This window comes from Thermodesulfobacteriota bacterium (assembly GCA_034189135.1).
GTDB lineage: Bacteria > Desulfobacterota > Desulfobacteria > Desulfobacterales > JAUWMJ01 > JAUWMJ01.
In genome coordinates this window covers 12790-30981 of record JAXHVO010000059.1, presented here as the reverse complement: position 1 = coordinate 30981, position 18192 = coordinate 12790, and the positions used below count along the sequence as shown (strand labels likewise).

At 41.5% G+C, this 18192-nt stretch carries 19 protein-coding genes; all 19 read right to left on the bottom strand.

The features are described from left to right. Window positions 1-42 precede the first annotated feature (42 nt). Complete coding sequence (locus SWH54_08030) at window positions 43-825, bottom strand: flagellar basal body L-ring protein FlgH (GenBank protein MDY6791200.1); 783 nt, start codon at window positions 823-825, stop codon at window positions 43-45. 69 nt (window positions 826-894) lie between these two features. Further along, a complete protein-coding gene (gene flgA, locus SWH54_08025) occupies window positions 895-1905 on the bottom strand; it encodes a flagellar basal body P-ring formation chaperone FlgA (GenBank protein ID MDY6791199.1) in 1011 nt (336 codons plus the stop codon). A 33-nt stretch (window positions 1906-1938) separates the two neighbouring features. Then, complete coding sequence (flgG, locus tag SWH54_08020) at window positions 1939-2727, bottom strand: flagellar basal-body rod protein FlgG (protein MDY6791198.1); 789 nt, start codon at window positions 2725-2727, stop codon at window positions 1939-1941. 16 nt (window positions 2728-2743) lie between these two features. Further along, window positions 2744-3496: a flagellar basal-body rod protein FlgF gene (flgF, locus tag SWH54_08015; GenBank protein ID MDY6791197.1), complete on the bottom strand. Its 753-nt coding sequence runs from the start codon at window positions 3494-3496 to the stop codon at window positions 2744-2746. 459 nt (window positions 3497-3955) lie between these two features. Further along, window positions 3956-4462 (bottom strand): hypothetical protein, encoded by a 507-nt coding sequence (locus SWH54_08010; protein MDY6791196.1) that lies wholly within the window; start codon window positions 4460-4462, stop codon window positions 3956-3958. 19 nt (window positions 4463-4481) lie between these two features. Then, window positions 4482-4757 carry a hypothetical protein gene (locus SWH54_08005; GenBank protein MDY6791195.1) on the bottom strand — a complete coding sequence of 92 codons (276 nt, stop codon included), beginning with the start codon at window positions 4755-4757 and terminating at the stop codon, window positions 4482-4484. A gap of 139 nt (window positions 4758-4896) precedes the next feature. Then, window positions 4897-5655, bottom strand: a complete 759-nt coding sequence (locus tag SWH54_08000; GenBank protein MDY6791194.1) for a FliA/WhiG family RNA polymerase sigma factor — start codon at window positions 5653-5655, stop codon at window positions 4897-4899. A gap of 183 nt (window positions 5656-5838) precedes the next feature. Then, window positions 5839-6738: a MinD/ParA family protein gene (locus SWH54_07995; GenBank protein MDY6791193.1), complete on the bottom strand. Its 900-nt coding sequence runs from the start codon at window positions 6736-6738 to the stop codon at window positions 5839-5841. 128 nt (window positions 6739-6866) lie between these two features. Beyond that, window positions 6867-8219, bottom strand: coding sequence for an Ada metal-binding domain-containing protein (locus SWH54_07990; protein MDY6791192.1), 1353 nt, complete (start codon window positions 8217-8219; stop codon window positions 6867-6869). Then, window positions 8209-10311, bottom strand: a complete 2103-nt coding sequence (flhA, locus tag SWH54_07985) for a flagellar biosynthesis protein FlhA (GenBank protein ID MDY6791191.1) — start codon at window positions 10309-10311, stop codon at window positions 8209-8211. Before flhA ends, SWH54_07990 begins: the two co-directional genes overlap by 11 nt. Window positions 10312-10837: 526 nt before the next feature. Continuing rightward, a complete protein-coding gene (flhB, locus tag SWH54_07980; GenBank protein ID MDY6791190.1) occupies window positions 10838-11914 on the bottom strand; it encodes a flagellar biosynthesis protein FlhB in 1077 nt (358 codons plus the stop codon). A gap of 211 nt (window positions 11915-12125) precedes the next feature. Next, a complete protein-coding gene (fliR, locus tag SWH54_07975; GenBank protein ID MDY6791189.1) occupies window positions 12126-12902 on the bottom strand; it encodes a flagellar biosynthetic protein FliR in 777 nt (258 codons plus the stop codon). Window positions 12903-12911: 9 nt separating this feature from the next. After that, window positions 12912-13181 carry a flagellar biosynthesis protein FliQ gene (gene fliQ, locus SWH54_07970; protein ID MDY6791188.1) on the bottom strand — a complete coding sequence of 90 codons (270 nt, stop codon included), beginning with the start codon at window positions 13179-13181 and terminating at the stop codon, window positions 12912-12914. Between the two features lie 241 nt (window positions 13182-13422). Then, the gene (gene fliP / locus SWH54_07965) at window positions 13423-14133 is read right to left on the bottom strand and encodes a flagellar type III secretion system pore protein FliP (GenBank protein MDY6791187.1); all 711 of its coding nucleotides are present in this window, start codon (window positions 14131-14133) and stop codon (window positions 13423-13425) included. Window positions 14134-14212: 79 nt separating this feature from the next. Beyond that, window positions 14213-14593: a flagellar biosynthetic protein FliO gene (gene fliO, locus SWH54_07960; protein ID MDY6791186.1), complete on the bottom strand. Its 381-nt coding sequence runs from the start codon at window positions 14591-14593 to the stop codon at window positions 14213-14215. Continuing rightward, the gene (gene fliN / locus SWH54_07955; protein ID MDY6791185.1) at window positions 14590-14991 is read right to left on the bottom strand and encodes a flagellar motor switch protein FliN; all 402 of its coding nucleotides are present in this window, start codon (window positions 14989-14991) and stop codon (window positions 14590-14592) included. The genes fliO and fliN overlap by 4 nt, the downstream gene beginning before the upstream one ends. Before the next feature lie 2 nt (window positions 14992-14993). After that, complete coding sequence (gene fliM / locus SWH54_07950) at window positions 14994-15980, bottom strand: flagellar motor switch protein FliM (GenBank protein ID MDY6791184.1); 987 nt, start codon at window positions 15978-15980, stop codon at window positions 14994-14996. Between the two features lie 14 nt (window positions 15981-15994). After that, the gene (locus SWH54_07945; GenBank protein ID MDY6791183.1) at window positions 15995-16453 is read right to left on the bottom strand and encodes a flagellar basal body-associated FliL family protein; all 459 of its coding nucleotides are present in this window, start codon (window positions 16451-16453) and stop codon (window positions 15995-15997) included. 443 nt (window positions 16454-16896) lie between these two features. Continuing rightward, window positions 16897-18147: a flagellar hook protein FlgE gene (locus SWH54_07940; GenBank protein ID MDY6791182.1), complete on the bottom strand. Its 1251-nt coding sequence runs from the start codon at window positions 18145-18147 to the stop codon at window positions 16897-16899. Between the last annotated feature and the right edge of the window lie 45 nt (window positions 18148-18192).

Sequence of the window (18192 nt, the reverse complement as noted above, 5' to 3'; positions counted from 1 at the left end):
CGCATGGCTCCTCAAGTCCTAAAGGGACGCTCTGCCAATCGCTTAAAACGGCCATACCGCATTAATCAGGTTTGCCAGCCAGCCCGGTCGCTGGCGGTCATTGATGACTCCTGATCCACTGTAGCTGATTTTTGCGTCAGAAATGTATGTGGACAGTACCACATTTTCAGGAGAAATATCCCTGGGCCTGATCACCCCGCTTAGGGTAATAATCAGCTTTTCGTTGTTGATCTCAACCTCACGTACACCGATAATCTGAAGGTTACCTCCCGGCATGACTTCGGTTACCCTCGCGGTTATATAAGCGTTCAAATTGCCGCTTCTTGCCGTTGTCCCCGATCCATCAAACTCACTGTCTATTGATCCCTTTATGGTTGGACCACCCGCTGATGAAAAGGGGTTAAAATATTTTCTGATATCTTTATACTTATCATCGTGGTTAAATTCGTTTTCAAAACCGAATAAGGTATCTATGCCCCCGCTCAAGGATGATCCCCTTTCCGTTTTTGTACCCGCTTGATTCGAAGCGCTGGAGGCTTCCACAATATTGACGGTGACAATATCTCCGACTTTTCTGGCTTTTTGGCTTATGAATAAATTATTCATCGGACTGTCATCCCGCCAGAGAGACCCTTCATGATGGACTTTTTTTACTTCAGGCGTTTTATCGAGTTTATAAACAATTTTCTTCTGTTGTTCTTTTTTTGTTCCAGCGGACTTCAAATTCTTCAGGCTGCCGGCACAACCTACCAGATAGGCAAAAACAAAGAATAAAATGAACAGGTGAAATAGATGGTTGATCAGTCTCTTGTATTTTAAAGCCATGTTATATTCTCCTGTGGGGGCATACCTGCAAAAATAGTTATCACCAAAACATGAAAAAAGTTTGGTTGGCTAAAATTCGACTTTGACCGTGTTTTCATCGATAATACGGGCAAATATCCTCTTGTTGGAGTTAAGGTTTACAACCTTTACTCTTTCACCCCGCCTTCCTGCTTTTCTGACTTCCCCCAGAGCTGTAATTTTCATCTTTTCTGATTCTGCAACGATCAGCACTGTATCTCCCCGTTTTACCAGAGGAGGGAATTCAATATGTTCAGCCCTTAAAACCACTTTGGCCCAGATATTTCTCCTGACTCTTTTCCCCAATGCATCTTTATAATTGGTAATAATATCGTTGGGTAGATTGGTGATGTCCATTTTTTGCATGTAGACATCTTCTTGGGTGATTGTTCGGTACCTTCCCAGTGGTTTTTTGGTAACCACCACTTCTTTAAATAGTTTAATTTTAGCGACTGCTTTTACCTTTTTATAAAATTCTCCATCCACCAGAAAAAGTATTGACAATGGGATCGTGCCCTTTCCCTGCATCGTTTTTGGCGGGACCACTTTGTAGCTTATTTTTCCCTTTGGAAGAAACGGAATGTGAGCGATTTGAATATCCGTTATTCTTGCATTATCTTCATCCCAAAACTGTTTTTCATAGATATAATCTATAACAATCCTTTGTATTTCTTCCCTGCTGATTTTAACAAAACCCCTTGATACTTTAATTTTTTCAGGAATCTTAAGTGCCAGCCTTGAAAACTCGATATCATTTTGTTTTAATCGCAGTTTGATATATTCCCTTCCAAGATAGCGAGACTTTCCCGGAAGTGGTGATCTTCCGATCACAATATTTTTAAGTCTGTCAAGCAGCACATGATCTTCACTTTCTATGTCCGCTATTTTTCCTAACAGTATTTCGTCTTTTTCTACAGTTGTCTTTTTATAAACATTTATTGATGTTATGCTTTCTGCATAAAGGCATCCTGGAATTGCCAACACTAAAAGGCCAAGGACAACAAGCGGTATGGGATGCTTAAAAATATGGTTTATTCCAGTTTTAACACTAGGGGATGTCATGATCCTTTTTTTCCTTCTGTCTTTGCTCAGACACTATCGTTTAATATTATTTGCCATTTGCAGCATATCATCAGCCGCCTGAATTGTTTTGCTGTTTATTTCATAAGCTCTCTGCGCAGTGATCATATTTACCATTTCATCTACCACACTCACATTCGACATCTCCAGATATCCCTGTGCAATGGTGCCAAACCCATCTTCGCCTGCGGTTCCCGTTACCACATCACCGGATGCTGCGGTGGGTACATACAGGTTCCTGCCGATGGTATGCATTCCGGCGGGATTAATGAACCGCGCAAGCTCAATGGTTCCTATCTCAGTTGCCTCGGTCGCCCCGGACTGCACCACTGAAACAGTACCATCTATTCCCACCGACAGGGTAACTGTGTCTGTGGGTATGGAGATTTCCGGTTCCAGGGAAAACCCGTCAGAAGTAACCATCCTTCCTTCACTATCCAGTTTAAAAGCGCCGGCACGTGTGTATGCAATTTCACCATTTGGCTGCAGGATCTGAAAAAAACCATCACCTTCCACAGCCAGATCAAGTTCGTTGTCTGTTTTCTGAAAATCCCCCTGTAAAAATATCTTATTTACTGCTGCCGACCTTGTTCCATGCCCCAATTGCACCCCCACAGGAACCTGCGTTCCTTCTGAAGAAGAGACACCCGCAGGCCTTAAAGTTTCATATAATAAATCCTGGAAATCCGATCTGCTCCTTTTAAAACCCGCTGTATTCACATTGGCCAGATTATTCGCAATCACATCAATATTTAATGTCTGGGCCTGCATTCCCGTGGCTGCCGTCCATATGCTTCTGATCATGTTACCCCCTTATTTGTCACTCTCTTCCAACATCATTAATTGCCTTTGCACTTGCCTCATCGGCCGTTTTGATCGCTTTTTGGTACGACTCATATCCCCTGAGCACTTCTATCATCTCAGTCATCATCCTTATCGCATTAACATTTGAAAGTTCGATAAAGCCCTGGCTCACCCCGGTATTTTCAGCCCTGCGCTCAACTGCTTTTTTATCCGCAATAGCAAACAGACTATTTCCTGTTTTTTTTAAAACATCCTGCTGTGGGAAGTCGACAATTTTAAGTGTATCAACCACGTTTCCATCTATCGATATATTACCTTTTACATCTACGCTTAAAGTATCCCCTTCAATATTAATCGGCCCTCCATCTCCCAGAACGGGCAATCCATCCATAGTCACCAGCATTCCATCCTGGTTTAATGAAAAATTTCCGTTTCGGGTATACTGGGTTCCCTGCTCTGTTTTGATGCAAAAAAACCCATCTCCTTCAAGCGCAAGGTCTAAAGGATTCCCGGTATGCTTCAACGATCCAGCGGAAAAATCAGTTTTTGTTTCAAATTGAAGCCATAATGGAGGCTGCGGCTTCTCTGTTGAAACTGAATCTTTTTCAAGATCTTCCTGTATCGATTCAGGGGAATCGATAATTTGAAAATGTCCTTTATCCTTTTTAAAACCTGATGTATTTATATTCGCAAGATTATTAGAAATTATCTGCATTCTTTTTTCGTAAGCCATTGCTCCGGCTGCCGACATGTATATCCCGCCGCTCATCTTCCACCTCCGGCATTTTTGTTTTTTAACCTGTTTAATTTATTATGCAAAAGATGTACCAAAGCTGATAGATATTTAATTTTAAGCATTTAGGCGCCCTTGCTTGTTTCCCGTATAAAGCCACCGGGCAATTTTTGCCTAGGCCTTTTTTATGAACCGTTTGAGCTTTAATGATTGTTAGTGGTTCGTTCGGGGAAGCGCCCATTGGCCCGTATCAGCCTTAACAAATAATCCCAGCACTCTGTACACGCCCCCTATCTTCTCAGTTAAATACACACAGGCAGAGACGATCAACGCTGCCGTGGGATTCTGTCCCTTGGGGCTGGTTCAAATCGAATCTCAGTCCGCCTAGGCGGACCGTACGCCAGTTTCTCGAAATGATTGTTAAGGCTGATACGGGCCAATGGGCGCTTCCCCGAACGAACTGAGTACAGATTGAAAAACTCCCCGATCCTCCATCTAATTAAAAGTATAATTTTTATTGAGCTTTAAATACAGTTCAACTTCTCCTGGCGGCATCCCCACTTTTTTGGATATTTTTTCCACACCCATACCGGAACCGGCCATCTTGGATATTTCGTCATAGGGATCTGCAGTAATACCCGGCTGCACTTCATCCATGGCTTTTACATTGATTACTTTTTTAAGGAGGTGGCCTTTCTCCATCATCATCATCAGATATTTTGCGTTTTCAAGTTCTTCCTTTTCCATCAGTCTTTTGAATTTCCGTTGTTCCTTATTTATAATATCGCAAATGGTATCAAAGCTTCTTTCTGTTTGTTGCTTAATCATCTTAACCGCAACTTCAGATTTAAACGTGCTCATACTTTTATTATATTTTCTGCTTAATACCAGCTGATTGTATTTTATTCTGTTATAAATAAGATAGGAAATAATCACACAGCTAAGTGTAATCCCTACCACATCCAGACTCGTCTCAAATACATGCGTTGCATTAAATCCCATTTTTAACTCCTTTTTTTGCCTAAATATGAATATCTATCCGCTTACCCTGTTTGCTTTCTACACTTTCACTATTTTCATTCTGGTTTTCTGTTAGAGATTCTTCTTTCCTTATACTTGTTTCTTTATCTGTCTTTGATTGAGCAACAGACCGCCCTTCCTTATGTTCTTTTTTTTTCTTTAATTCCTCATCAAAGGTTTTTTGCCGGTTTTTATTCTTTTCCCTGCTGGCCTTTTTTACCCTGGATGTTAACGATATGGGTGCCAATACTTTTTGAATATTTAGATTTTCAACCATAACGTGCCTATGCTGGAGCCATAAAGTCTGAAAGCATGTGGGCTTTGAGGTTGAATATCTTTTCTAAAAAGCGCCGGCCCTCTTGGCCTTTTTGCCTCCAGGCATCCCGGTATCCCAGCCTCCTCTTCTTTCAGTTTTTCTATTCTTCAACCAGCTTTTTCCTTCTGAGTTTTGCCCTTAAGCGGGTAATGGCTTTTGAATGCAGCTGAGAAACCCTTGACTCTGTTATACCTAATACCTTTCCCGTTTCCTTCATGGTAAGTTCATCCATGTAGTATAAAGAAATGACCAGTTTTTCCTTTTGCGGTAATTCATCGATTGTTTTGGCAATGGCTGCTTTTATCTCTTTAATTCCTGTCTGATTCAGGGCATCTTCCTCCCTGTTATTAATAAACATTTCCGACAGGGAATCTCTTTTCTTATCAGAGGAGTATCCCATCTCATCAAGACTTATGATGGAAATAGTCGACATTTGTTTAATTTTGTGAAACTCCTCAAAACCAATCCCCATTTCTTTTACCACTTCATGATCTTCAACCTCTTCGCCTTTTTTTTGTTCGAGCTTTAAATAAGTTTTTTCCAGCTCTCTTACTTTTCTCCTGTTTGTTCTTGAGATATAGTCTCTTGACCTAAGCTCACTTAATACAGCACCTCTGATCCTGAATGCCGCATAGGTCATAAATTTATTATCCCGGTCCGGATTATACCTCTCTATGGCCTGTATTAATCCAATAACCCCGACATTTAATAGATCTTCGATTTCTACGCTTTGAGGAAGATGGACCGCTATTCTTTGAACGATACGTTTTACATGAGGCAGATACCGCATAATTGTCTGCTCCCTGTTTAAACGATTGCACTTATTAAAACCAGTTTTTTGTTCTTCCGCCAGTTGCATGATATTTTATTCCATTTAGGAATGCCACGCTTAAAAAGCACTTTTTTGATACGCGCTTCCTATGCTGGTAACGCTGATCAGGGTCCGCCTTCGATATTGTCGTCATAACAGGCGAAGATGGATCTCTTGAATCTTTGAGTCCCGCCCAGCGCAACGATCTTAACGGCCTTTAGCGCTAAAGGACTAAGAGGCAAGATGCTTCCAGAATAAATTGGAATCTCCTTTTGTTGATTTTAAGCTCTTCATATTTTTTACTTTTTTCGCTAACATCCCAAAACATCTGCTCGCCGGACTATCCGGATATAATTCGAGTACAATTTTCTGCCGTCTTATACTCTTTGTCACCTTCTCATCCATTAAAATGCATCCGAAATATTCCACCGAAATATCCAGAAATCTCTCAGCCACTATGTTCAACTGCCTGTATATCTCTCTGCCCTCCTGATCACTTGCAGCCTGATTCACCACCAATTTACAATGCTTTTCCGCATATTTCAGAGAAAGCACTTTCATTAAAGCATAGGCATCAGTCAGGGAAGTGGGCTCCGGCGATACAACGATTAATATTTCCTGAGCAGTCGCATTGAAATCCAGCACATTGGTGGAAATTCCTGCGGCGGTGTCTATTAACAAGACATCAACGGAATCTATCAATAAATCCAGTTTTGTTAAGATTTGTATCTTCTGTTGTTCAGATAATTGGGTAAGTTCCTGGATCCCCGAGGAGGCAGGAAGTATCTCTACATCTCCGGGCCCTTTGAGGATGATTTCCCGCATACTTTTCTCACCGGAAATCACATGGGACAGGTTATACTTCGGGGCCAGGCCCAGCAACACATCCAGATTTCCCAGGCCAAGATCCGCGTCCAGAATAATCACTTTTTTCCCCAGCTTGCTCAATGCAAGTCCAAGATTTGCCACAATATTTGTTTTCCCCACTCCACCCTTACCACTTGTGATGGCAATGACTCTTGTTTCTTTTTTGCATTTTTTATCTGAATGCGTACTTTTCTTCATTCCCGAGCTCTCTCCTATTCTTTTGGAAAGACTAATCACTTTATTTTCATTATCTTTCAGCCCCATAATGCGAATAGCTCCTCAAACAACCCTATTAATTTATTGTATGAACACATCTCTCGGTTTAGCCGAACAGGCTTCATTTCCGGTCGCTCCGCAGCAAAAGACAAAAACAAGCGCCTCTTCCCTACCTATTAACCGCTTGCGATTTTTCTTTTGCTCATACCATATTGCAGGCACTCATATTCTACTTCCGGTTTAGGCCTGCAATATCTGCATGGCTTAAACCTTTTTTCTTCAGCCTCTGCCACACTTTTAAAAACAACAATATTATCCTGCTTTATCATCCTCGTCCATTTGCAGCCGGGTCGGTGAAAAACATCTGAATTTTGGTTTGCCACAAAATATTCTTTTATATCACTTTCTGTTTTCACTTCACTGTCCACGGTTTCTATTTTTTTAACAAACCCGGTCCCATATCTTTTTTCTTTTGCTTTGTTTATAATCAAACCGAGCAATCTATCCATAGACGCCTCTTCAATACTTTCAGGAATCTCTTGCCCGCAGGTAAAACATGAAACCGGTATTTTCGTTCTAATTAAGTGGCTGAGTATGTTTCCGTGGGTGCTGCTCTCATCGATTTTGGTAAATATCAACCTGTTGATTTCAAACTTATTCAATTTTTCTGCAATATTGATATAATCTTTCTCTTTGGTGGTTGCACTGAGAACAAGATGGGTTTCAATTTTTTTCATCTTCTCAAAACATTTATAAAACTTTTCAAGCTGCAGGTCATTTTGCCAGTTCAATCCAGGAGTATCTATAATCACCAGATCCTTATATCTTAATTTTTTTATGGCTTCTCTCAACTCGTTTCTACCGGAAACAATTGCCACCGGCACCCCTATAATTCTTGAATAAGTCTTCATTTGATCCACCGCACCGATCCTGTGACCATCCATGATAACCAGGGCAACATCTCTTTTCTTTTCAAATTTCCAGGCAGTCGCCAGCTTGACAGCGGTGGTTGTCTTTCCAGCGCCGGAAGGTCCGATTAATGCTATGACCTTGCGACTCCCCAAATTAACTTTTATGGGGTCAAACCTTACTCCCATACCGCTGATAATTGAATCCAACGCCTCTTGCACCATCATTTCATTCATGATACTTTTTGTGGGAAGGATCTCTTTCAGTTCTTTTGCCAGTCTATCGGCTATATCTTCATTTATATCTTGAGATATTAATTTACTCCGCAAAGATGATATTATATGTTGATCCTCCCTTTTCACCTGCATGTTAAAATTGAACTGATCGTTTTTATCCGTATAAAAGTCTCTTTTGACCAATGCACTTTTCTGTTTCGGTTGGTAAGGTAAATGGTCCGTCGCTGCGGTGACTTCAACACCGCTTTTTTTCAAAGCCCCCAATAAACGGCTTTCTTTTTTCAGACTCCGTGCCGATAAAATAACCGCTTCAGACCCCAGTTCCTTTTTAATCAACCTTAAGGCCTCTGTCATACTCTTCGCTTCAAACCTCTTAATCTGCATCTGATAACTCCACAATTCCCAAGGACTCTATTTCAATATTACTTGACAGTTCGTCATATGAAATAACAGCCAGATTTGAAATAAAACGATCAATCAGCTTCTTGAAATGCAGCCTGATCTGGGCAGAACATAAAATAACCGGTTGATAATTTAATGATGATATTCTTTCCATATAACCGGTAAGGGCATTAACGATTTTTTGTACAAGATCCGGTTCCATGGCAACAAAGCTTCCCTGATCAGTTCTCTGAATCGCTTCTGATACGGACTCTTCTATACTGTGTCCCAATGTAATCGCCGGTATTTTGCCTTTATCGGTTTGATGAAGGTTGGTAATGGTTCTGGCCAGGGAATGCCGCACATATTCCGTCAGCATATCTATATCCTTTACCATTGGCGCCCAATCAGCCAGCGTCTCCAGTATAGCGAGAAAATCTCTAACAGGCACCTGTTCCTTCAGCAAGTTCTGCAGAACCTTCACCACGCCCCCGAGTGAGAGCATATTCGGAATCAGTTCTTCCACAACTTTTGGATGGGAGTTTTTCAGCATGTCCAGCATCTGCTGCACCTCCTGTCTCCCCAGCAACTCATGTGAAAAACGCCTGACCACATCAGAGATATGGGTAGTTAAAACCGTAGCTGGATCAACGACTGTGTACCCTTTGGCTATGGCGTCTTCTTTTTTGCTTTCCTTGATCCAGATTGCAGGCAGTCCATAAGTCGGTTCTTTTGTTTGTACCCCGTCCAGCTTTCCCTGAACAGTTCCAGGATCCATGGCAAGACAATAATTGGTCATCAGCTCGCCGGTTCCGACTACATTTCCCTTCAATAATATTGAATATTCTCCCGGCTTTAACTGCATGTTATCCTGGATATGAATGGGTGGAACAATAATGCCGATTTCCTGTGCGACCTGACGTCTAATAGATTTAATTCGATCCAGAAGCTGGCCGTCCTGTTCCATATCTACCAGGTGAATAATCCCATAGCCGACTTCGAGACCAAGTACGTCAAGGAGCGGAAGAGATACCGGCTTTTCTTCCGGCCCGGCTTTTTCTTGCAGCATCTTATCGGCTTCTTCTTTTGCAAGGCTTTTCTTACCCGCCTTGAACACCATAAAGGCAAGACCTGCTGCTCCCATTGCTAAAAGCAGGAAAGGAATTCCTGGCAGTCCCGGGACAAGCGCAAATCCAAAAAGGACTGCTGAAGCAACGGCAACGGCTCGATACTGAAATAATATCTGCATGGTCATTTCTTTTCCCAGACTTTTTTCTGATCCTGCCCTGCTTACAATAACTCCGGCTGCAGTCGATACGATAAGAGCGGGGACCTGTGTCACCAGTCCGTCCCCTATGGTGAGCAAGGTATAATTCTGCGCCGCGTGGGCGAAACTCATTGAATTTTGAAATACGCCGATTGCCAGTCCGCCAATTATATTTATCAGGGTAATAATTATTCCAGCGATGGCATCTCCGCGAACAAATTTGTTGGCTCCGTCCATCGCACCGTAATATTCCGCCTCCTGGGTGATCTGCTCCCTTCTCTTCCTGGCTTCTTCTTCACTGATTAAACCGGCGTTGAGATCCGCATCGATGCTCATCTGTTTGCCCGGCATTCCATCCAAAGTAAACCTGGCCGCAACCTCTGCTATTCTTCCGGCTCCTTTTGTTATAACTACAAAATTAATGATTACCAGAATCAAAAAAACGATAATTCCTACCAGGTAGTTTCCTCCGACCACAAAGCCTCCAAATGCTTTGATCACCTTTCCGGCAGCCATTGTTCCTTCGTTCCCATGAAGAAGAATGATTCTGGTTGAAGCCACATTGAGCGATAGCCTGAACAATGTGACAATGAGGAGCACACTGGGGAATGCGGAAAATTCAAGGGGCTTTATGATGTACATACCAACAAGAAGAATGGTCAGGGAAAAGGTAATATTAAACGAAAGGAGCAAGTCGAGCAGTACCGGAGGCAAAGGTATCACCATAAATGCCAGAATACTAACGACAACAAACGCAATTATTATATCGCTGTTTTTCGATATAATTGGAATTTGCGCCGCTAACCTTGATTGACTGACCACTTCCATATGTTCATGCCTTTCTTTCTCTGAATAAATTACTCCGTAATTTATCGGCTCACAGCTTACAGCTGATAGCTCACCATCTGAAGAGTTTAATCCTTTTGCTATGAGTTATCTGCAATGAGTTTTTTCCCTTTTGACTCTGTATGTGTCCCTGCCTCGCTGCAGCCAGAGGCAAAGATGGGTGCCGTGTTGCTATTTTCCGGCAAACACTACATAGCATTATGCATGTTTCGTGCCTACATTGAAGGAACTTAATAATTTCAATAACGCCTTATTTTGATTGATAATAATCTGAGGTTAATAATATTTTTCAAACGGGGATGATCCAAGGCGTTAATTGTTTGACGGTAGGTGATAATTTATTGACGAAAAACCTTTAGGCACCTGGCCACATCACATCGACAATTGGCTGCCGATGTTAACATGCATGACGTATTTCTGTTTGGAAATGTGGTGCGGGTTGGGAGGTCAATCAATGTCACCCCTGTGGTGGATGGCATCTATTCCGGGTTGGTCATCTTTCTGTAGGTCATGCGCCGGTTGCCATTCCTTTCAACCGGTACACATAAGCCAGAACCTCTGCAACGGCCTGATAAAGTTCTGCAGGAATATAATCGCCTATCTCAGCGATTTTAAAAAGCGTCCGGGCCAGAGGTTTATTTTCCACTATCGGCACATGATTTTCATCGGCAATTTCTCTGATCCGCTCAGCTATTTTCCCAGCGCCTTTGGCCATTATCTTTGGAGCAATCATTTTTTCAGCATCAAACTTAAGTGCAATGGCCAGATGAGTGGGGTTGGTAATCACCACGTCTGCTTCAGGAACGGACTCCATCATTCGACGCCTGGATATTTCTAACTGAATACTTCTAATTCTGGCTTTTACTTTAGGATCTCCTTCTGTCTGCTTATTTTCATCTTTAACTTCCTGTTTGGTCATTTTTAAACCCTTAATATGCTCATACTTCTGATAAATATAATCCAAAACAGCCATAATTATCAGAGCCATGGATACATACAGGCAAATTTTAAAAGAAGTAATACCGACAAATGATACAATATCCTTAATGCCCATTTGCATTAAGATCGGAATGGTCTTTATTTCCATCTTTATGGTTAAATAAGCAATCCCACCCACAAAAGTTATCTTGATTAAGGATTTAATAAGCTCAACAAACGATTTTAAGGAAAAGAGTTTTTTTATACCCTTTAAAGGATTGAATTTGGACAGTTTGGGAGAAAACGCTTCCGGGCTAAACAAAAAGCCGATCTGTAGGATATTTGCCATTATGCCGGCAACCACCACTGCCAGCATAAAAGGAAGTATAATTGATAATACATTCTTTAAGATTATAGTCGATAGTGTGCTTGCAGTGGTAATATCATAAATTTTAAATGTACCGATATTTCGAAATATCCCCCCCATAAAATCCGACAGGCTTGAAAACATCCAGCTTCCAGAGAAAAAGAAAATTCCGAGAGAAGTCAGCAATATGATTGCCGATGGAATTTCTCTGCTTTGGGCAACCGTCCCCTTCTTCCTCGCATCTGCGATTTTTTTAGGTGTCGGTTGCTCAGTTTTTTCCTGAAAACTTTCTTCAGCCATAAGAATTAGTTAATAACCAAACAAGATAAAAATGACAGATTATAGTTAACAATAAATTTTTAAGCTTTTATTAAACGAAGAAATTAGAAAATAGAAATTGGAAATTTGGCTTTCAATTCGCAAACTCGTTTCATCTCTCCCTAATTTCTACTTTCTATTTTCAAGTTTCAAACCGTAAACGACTACTGAATTTCGTTGCGAGGTTATGCACCTACATCGCTTTCATTATAAAAATAATACTGCTCCCGAAATGGTGGAATATCTGCCTGAGAAAAACAACCAAATAGGGAATACTTAAAATTAAAAATAAAAGTCCAACTGCAATTTTTAAAGGCATGGCCACGATAAAAACATTCATTTGGGGCACGGTACGTGCGATAAGCCCGAATGCCACGCTGGTTAACAGCAGCACCACTATGATTGGAGCCCCTACTTTAACGGCAATCACGAAAATATTACCGGAAAGACTGACCAATTGATCTATAAGGGAGTTGCTGAATTGAAATCCCAGGGGAGGAACCAGCGTAAAGCTTTCTTTCAGCGCGTTTAAAAACCAGTAATGTGCATTTATGGTTATAAAAATCAGCATTGCGATCAGGTTATATATCTGTGAAATAATCGGGAACTGCCCGCTTGTGGTAGGATCAAGAACATTTGCAATAGCAAGCCCCATCTGATATCCTGCCAGCTGACCTGCCAATTGAATTCCGGCAAATATCATCCTCACGAACATCCCGATAATTAACCCAAACAAAATTTCGCCGGCTGCACCTATGGCGAAGGTGATTATATGGGAAAAATTCGGTATTTCATCCATTTTTATTAAGGGGAACAGCATTATACTGATAGAAAAAACCAGCCCGGCTTTAAATATAACCGGAATGGCTTTACTGTCAAAAACAGGAATGCTCATCAATATTGCACTTACGCGTAAAAAGATAAGAAAAAACATCTGAAGTTTTATAAGGGGGAAAGTAAAAGTTGCCATTGCAATGTCTCATCCAACATATGAAGGAAGGCCGGTTATCATATTCTTCATAAAATCGATCATGACCTGAAGCATCCAAGGAAAAGAAATGATCAGTGCAACAGCCACCGCCAGCATTTTGGGAATAAAAGTCATGGTCATTTCATTTATCTGCGTTGCTGCCTGAAAGATACTCACCATAAGTCCGATAATTAGACCGGACAGCAACATCGGTGCTGACAGTAAAATAGCCATTTTTATTGCTTCAATAAAATAACCGGTGATTAATTCGGGTGTCATGTTCTTTAACCTTTCATTATAATCATCCTTCAACTTGTCCGCTGTATTTAGAACAACAGCTTCTTTTTGTGTCATGCGATATTGTTGCGGGTTACGGGTTGCGGGATATGGGTTATAAAAAAGGATTATTTCCCATTAATAACTCACAACACACCACTCGTAACCCGAAACACCTACGTGACAGGCAAACAAACAAGTTAAAAAAGACAGTTTATGGTTATCGACAAATGTCGGGGGGTATCTATCCAAAACTCTTTACCAAGGACCCCACAATCAAATACCAGCCATCTGCAAGAACAAACAGCATCAGCTTAAAAGGCAAAGAAATCATAATGGGCGGCAGCATCATCATTCCCATTGAAAGAAGGACACTTGCCACCACCATATCGATCACTAAAAAAGGCACATAGAGCATAAAAGCCATCTGAAATGCTGTTTTTAATTCGCTTAAGATGAATGAAGGAATCAAAACACTGGTGGGAACGTCATCCATATTTTTCGGCCTTGCCGTGTTTGAAATTTTAACCAGCATGGCAAGATCCTTTTCCCTTGTTTGCTTGAACATAAAAGATCTTATTGGTTTAAATGCATTCTCCAGCGCCTGTTTTTGGGTGATTTCCTTTTTCAAATATGGTTGAATTGCCTCGGTGTTTACTTTGTCCCAGACAGGAGCCATTATGAAAAAAGTCAGAAAAAGTGCCAAGCCGAGTACAATCTGGTTCGGAGGCATTGAATGGGTACCGATTGCCTGTCGAAGTACGGAAAGTACGATGGCAATCCTGGTAAAGGAAGTCATCATGATTAAAAGTGCCGGAGCGATAGAAAGGACCGTAAGTAATAAAAATATCTGAAGAACAACCGAAACCTGCCCCGGATCTTCTTGTTGCTCCACATTGATACTGAAAAAAGGCGAACCGGCACTTGGTGTTTGCGCAAAGCAGTGAGTCGGCATCAGAAAAAAAAAGCCCGCAAATATCACCAGACTCAGGACAAGCAGTTTTGTCGTAGCAGAAATCCTTTTTTTTGTCGGGTTACCTGACACTTTTCATCCCTTTTAACTTTGAAGAAAAATGATGTAAGCGATCGGAAAATGAAAGCATTTCTTTTTCTTGGTCAACTTCTTTACAACCATTTATTACTTCTTGATTTTCTATTTTTGAAAGAAGGGATATGTGATCGTTGGTAATTCCCAAAACAAGAATTGCCCCCGGAATCTCTACAAGAGAGATATTTTTTTTTACGCCAATATAACTGCTTTCCAGAACTTTGATCATTCTTCCTTTTGAATGTCCCGCCTGCCTCTTCAATATCCGCTTTGAAAAATAATATACAACCAGCATTCCCCCCAGAACCATTCCCAGTGCGGTCAGCATTTTTATTGCTGTTGGAATAATTTCAGGATAAATACTCATCCAAGCCTCGCTACCCGTTCCATTGGGCTTACGATTTCAGTCAAACGGATACCATATTTTTCATTAACAACAACGACTTCGCCTTTGGCAATGACCTTTTGATTTGCCAGTATTTCGAGTGTCTCACCGGCATATTTTGAAAGTTCAATCACAGATCCCTGACTGAGTTTTAACAGCTGATCTATCAACATTCGGGTTCTGCCGAGTTCAATTGAAATCTCTAATGGAATATCAAGAAGAAACTCCATATTGCTTTCAGATACCGCTTCCTTTGAGTGATCAATGCCTGAAAATTCATATGGCGCTTGTTGCTCAACATTTAGCTGATTTTCAGTCTCACCGGCGGATGCTTCGCTGCTTGGGCTCCCCGTTTGGCTTTTTTCATCTTCTGCAGTCATTCCTATTTTTCTCCTCTAATTTGTTGAATCAACCCTGTGATTTCAACTGCATTATTTCCTTTTACAGTTCCGGGAAAACCTTGATATTTTGGAACACCTTCGACATTCACTCTTATCAAATCCTGAGTGCCTGTGGAGAGATTAATCACATCGTCAAGTTTTAGAGCCAGCAAATCGCCAACCGTCTTGTTGGTTTTCCCCAGTTCTGCGATTAGGGTCACATTGGTATTTTTCAGCAAATTCTTTATCTGAGAGCTCCATGTGTTTTCCATATCCTTTTCAGTCATATATCTTGAAGACAGATATTCTTTAATCGGCTCCAACATAAGAGAAGAAATGCCCAGATGAATATTCCCGCTAAAGACTTCTCCCTTAATGGAAAACAGAATGATAAGCATCAGTTCGTTTGGGTTAACCAGGTGTACAAATTCAGGTTTTGATTCGATTTTTTTTAGAGAGAATTTAAGTGAATACACCACTTTCCAAGCTTCCTCTAGTTTTTTCAGAGCTTCATTTATGATTCTTTTAATCATTCTCTGCTCTATCATGGTAAATTCTTTTATTTGTTCTGTGGGTTTTCCATTTCCACCGAACATACAATCTATCAGAGAAAATACCAGCTTAGGCTCTATGGCAAGTATGGCTGAACCGATCAGAGGTTCCATGTTAAAAATCCCAAAGGCGGTTGGGTTTGTAAAAGCACTTATAAATTCTCCATATTTAATCATTTCCGTTGAAACAAACTCTATTTCAACAGGCTGTTGAAGCGTGGTGGTCAATGATGAGTCCATTAATGTACAAAATTTGTCATATACCTCCTCGAGCGCATTAAACTGATCGTGCAGCATTCGATTCTGTGAAGTTAGACTGTAAGGTTTGACTTCAGCTTCGGCAGCGCCTTTTTTCCCCTCATTGATATCGACTTCCCCTTTATCCATTGCGGAAAGAAGTGCATCGATTTCTTCCTGTGATAATATCTGATCAGCCATGCTTGGTTAGCCTTTTACTGAACAACGAATTCAGTGAAATAGATATTTTTAATTGCTTCCGGCTCCATTAATTCGTTTAGTTTTGTAAGTATTTCATTTCTTAGAGCACTTTTCCCCTGAACCGTACCGATATCTTCATATTTTTTGGTGGGTAATATCATTAAAACCGCATCTCTCAATTTCGGAAGCCTTTTATCCACGACTTTAGCTGACTCCCCATTTTCCAGCTCTAAATCCATTGAGACTCGCAAATAGCGTTTTCCGCCTTTATCCCCCAAGTTTACTATGAATGTTTCCAGCTTTTTAGTCGGCCCCATTGTTTCAACCACTTCTTCTATTTCGTTATCCGCTTCTTCACTGTTGACGACATTCATAGAAGACATCTTACTCCACATCATAAAAAAACCCCCGCCCATCGCAATCACGATCAGCAAAATAACACCAATGAGTATGAGCAATATTTTATTGGACATTATCCTTTATCCTCCATTGTTGGGATAATCATTTAGTTGGATGAATATTCTCGTTTGCATCTAATTTAGCAAGTATTGTGCCATATGAAATGGTATCATGGTTTGAATATGGTAAGACTATGACCAGTGGTCCATAACAGTTTGAACTTATAGGAAAGTATTTGCCTATAATTATCAAAGACCAAGGGAATTGCATCAAACCGAAGGTGGGAATAAATGATATTTAGCGGTGATTGGCTGGGAAAAGAATAAAAACCAGTGATACGAGTGTCAATTTTTATTTAAAATTGTCAACTCTTTGACGTCTGATGATCGCTTATAGCTGAAAGGACTCATAACTGGCAGCTCATCGCCCCGTCACAAAAAAGGATTTCAGTCTTTCAATCGCTTTTGTGAAGGGACGATGAGCTGCCAACCATTACCCATGAGCTGAACCTATTCTCTTATCGCTTAATATTAATCAATTCATTGAGTACTTCGTCACTGGTGGTAATGACCCTGGAATTTGCCTGAAAGGCCCTTTGAGTGGTAATCATTTTAACAAACTCCTGGGCAAGATCAACATTTGACATTTCCACTGCACTTGGGCTGATACTTCCCAGCCTGCCACTTTGTGCCACGCCAGGCAGGGCTTGCCCCGATGCAAGCGATTCTGCATACAGGTTGTTCCCCATCTTGTTTAGTCCATAATAACTGGGAAAATCTGCCAGGGCAACCTGGTAAAGAGGGGTCATCTGCCCGTTGGAATAGGCCCCGGTGACCACACCCAATTCATCCACTGAAACACCCCTGAGTGATCCTGCGGGGAATCCGTTCTGAGTCTGAAATGTAGTGACGGAAGTAGATGAATATCCTGTAATATCACCTAAGCTTGGACCGGCTGGATCGTAAAGCATCCAGTTTATCGCCTGCGGACTTGCAGCGCCATTTGTTAAAGTTAAGGTGACTGTCGCATCAGCTGCAGGTACTATCATATTTCCGTTTGCATCGAATCCGATTGATGGAACACTAACCGCAGCACCTGTTCCTGCTGATGCTGGAATCGCAGCTGCAACATTCCAGGTTGCGGTGGCAGGAGCTACCGCTGCAGCTCTCGTAAATGTAAAAGTCACCGGAACCGCATTGCCCAGAGAATCGTAAAACACCTGTGATGTGGAGTAGGTATCGGTCACTGCAGCGCCAGCATCGAGGTTGATATCCATGGTGAACTCGTCCGTAGCAACAGGAGGTGAGGTACTCTCGCTGGGAACACCAATGTTCATGATTGCACCCAGGGTTAATGTTCCATCCGGAGCTACGGCGGTGACTTCGTATCCTTGAACCGCGAGACCATCCGGATTTCGTAAATCACCGTTCCTGTCAAAAGCAAATTCTCCGGCCCTGGTAAATAAAGTTTGGCCGCTTTCGTCATTTACCATAAAAAAACCACGCCCGTTTATGGCCATGTCCGTTGCGTTGGCTGTATTTTCAACCGATCCCTGGCTCCATGACGGGGTTGAACCCCAGAATGCGACCCCTCTGCCAATATCGCTTCCACCCGAACCTTGCAAGGACGTGCTCAACACATTGGCAAACGACGCCCTGTTCGACTTAAAACCGGTGGTGTTTACATTTGCTATGTTGTCTCCGATTACAGTCATGGCTGTGGCATTTGCATTCAGCCCGGATATTCCTGCAAATAATGAACCTATCATGTTTCCCTCCTCATGTATTTAAATTAATTTTTTAAAATTTTGTAT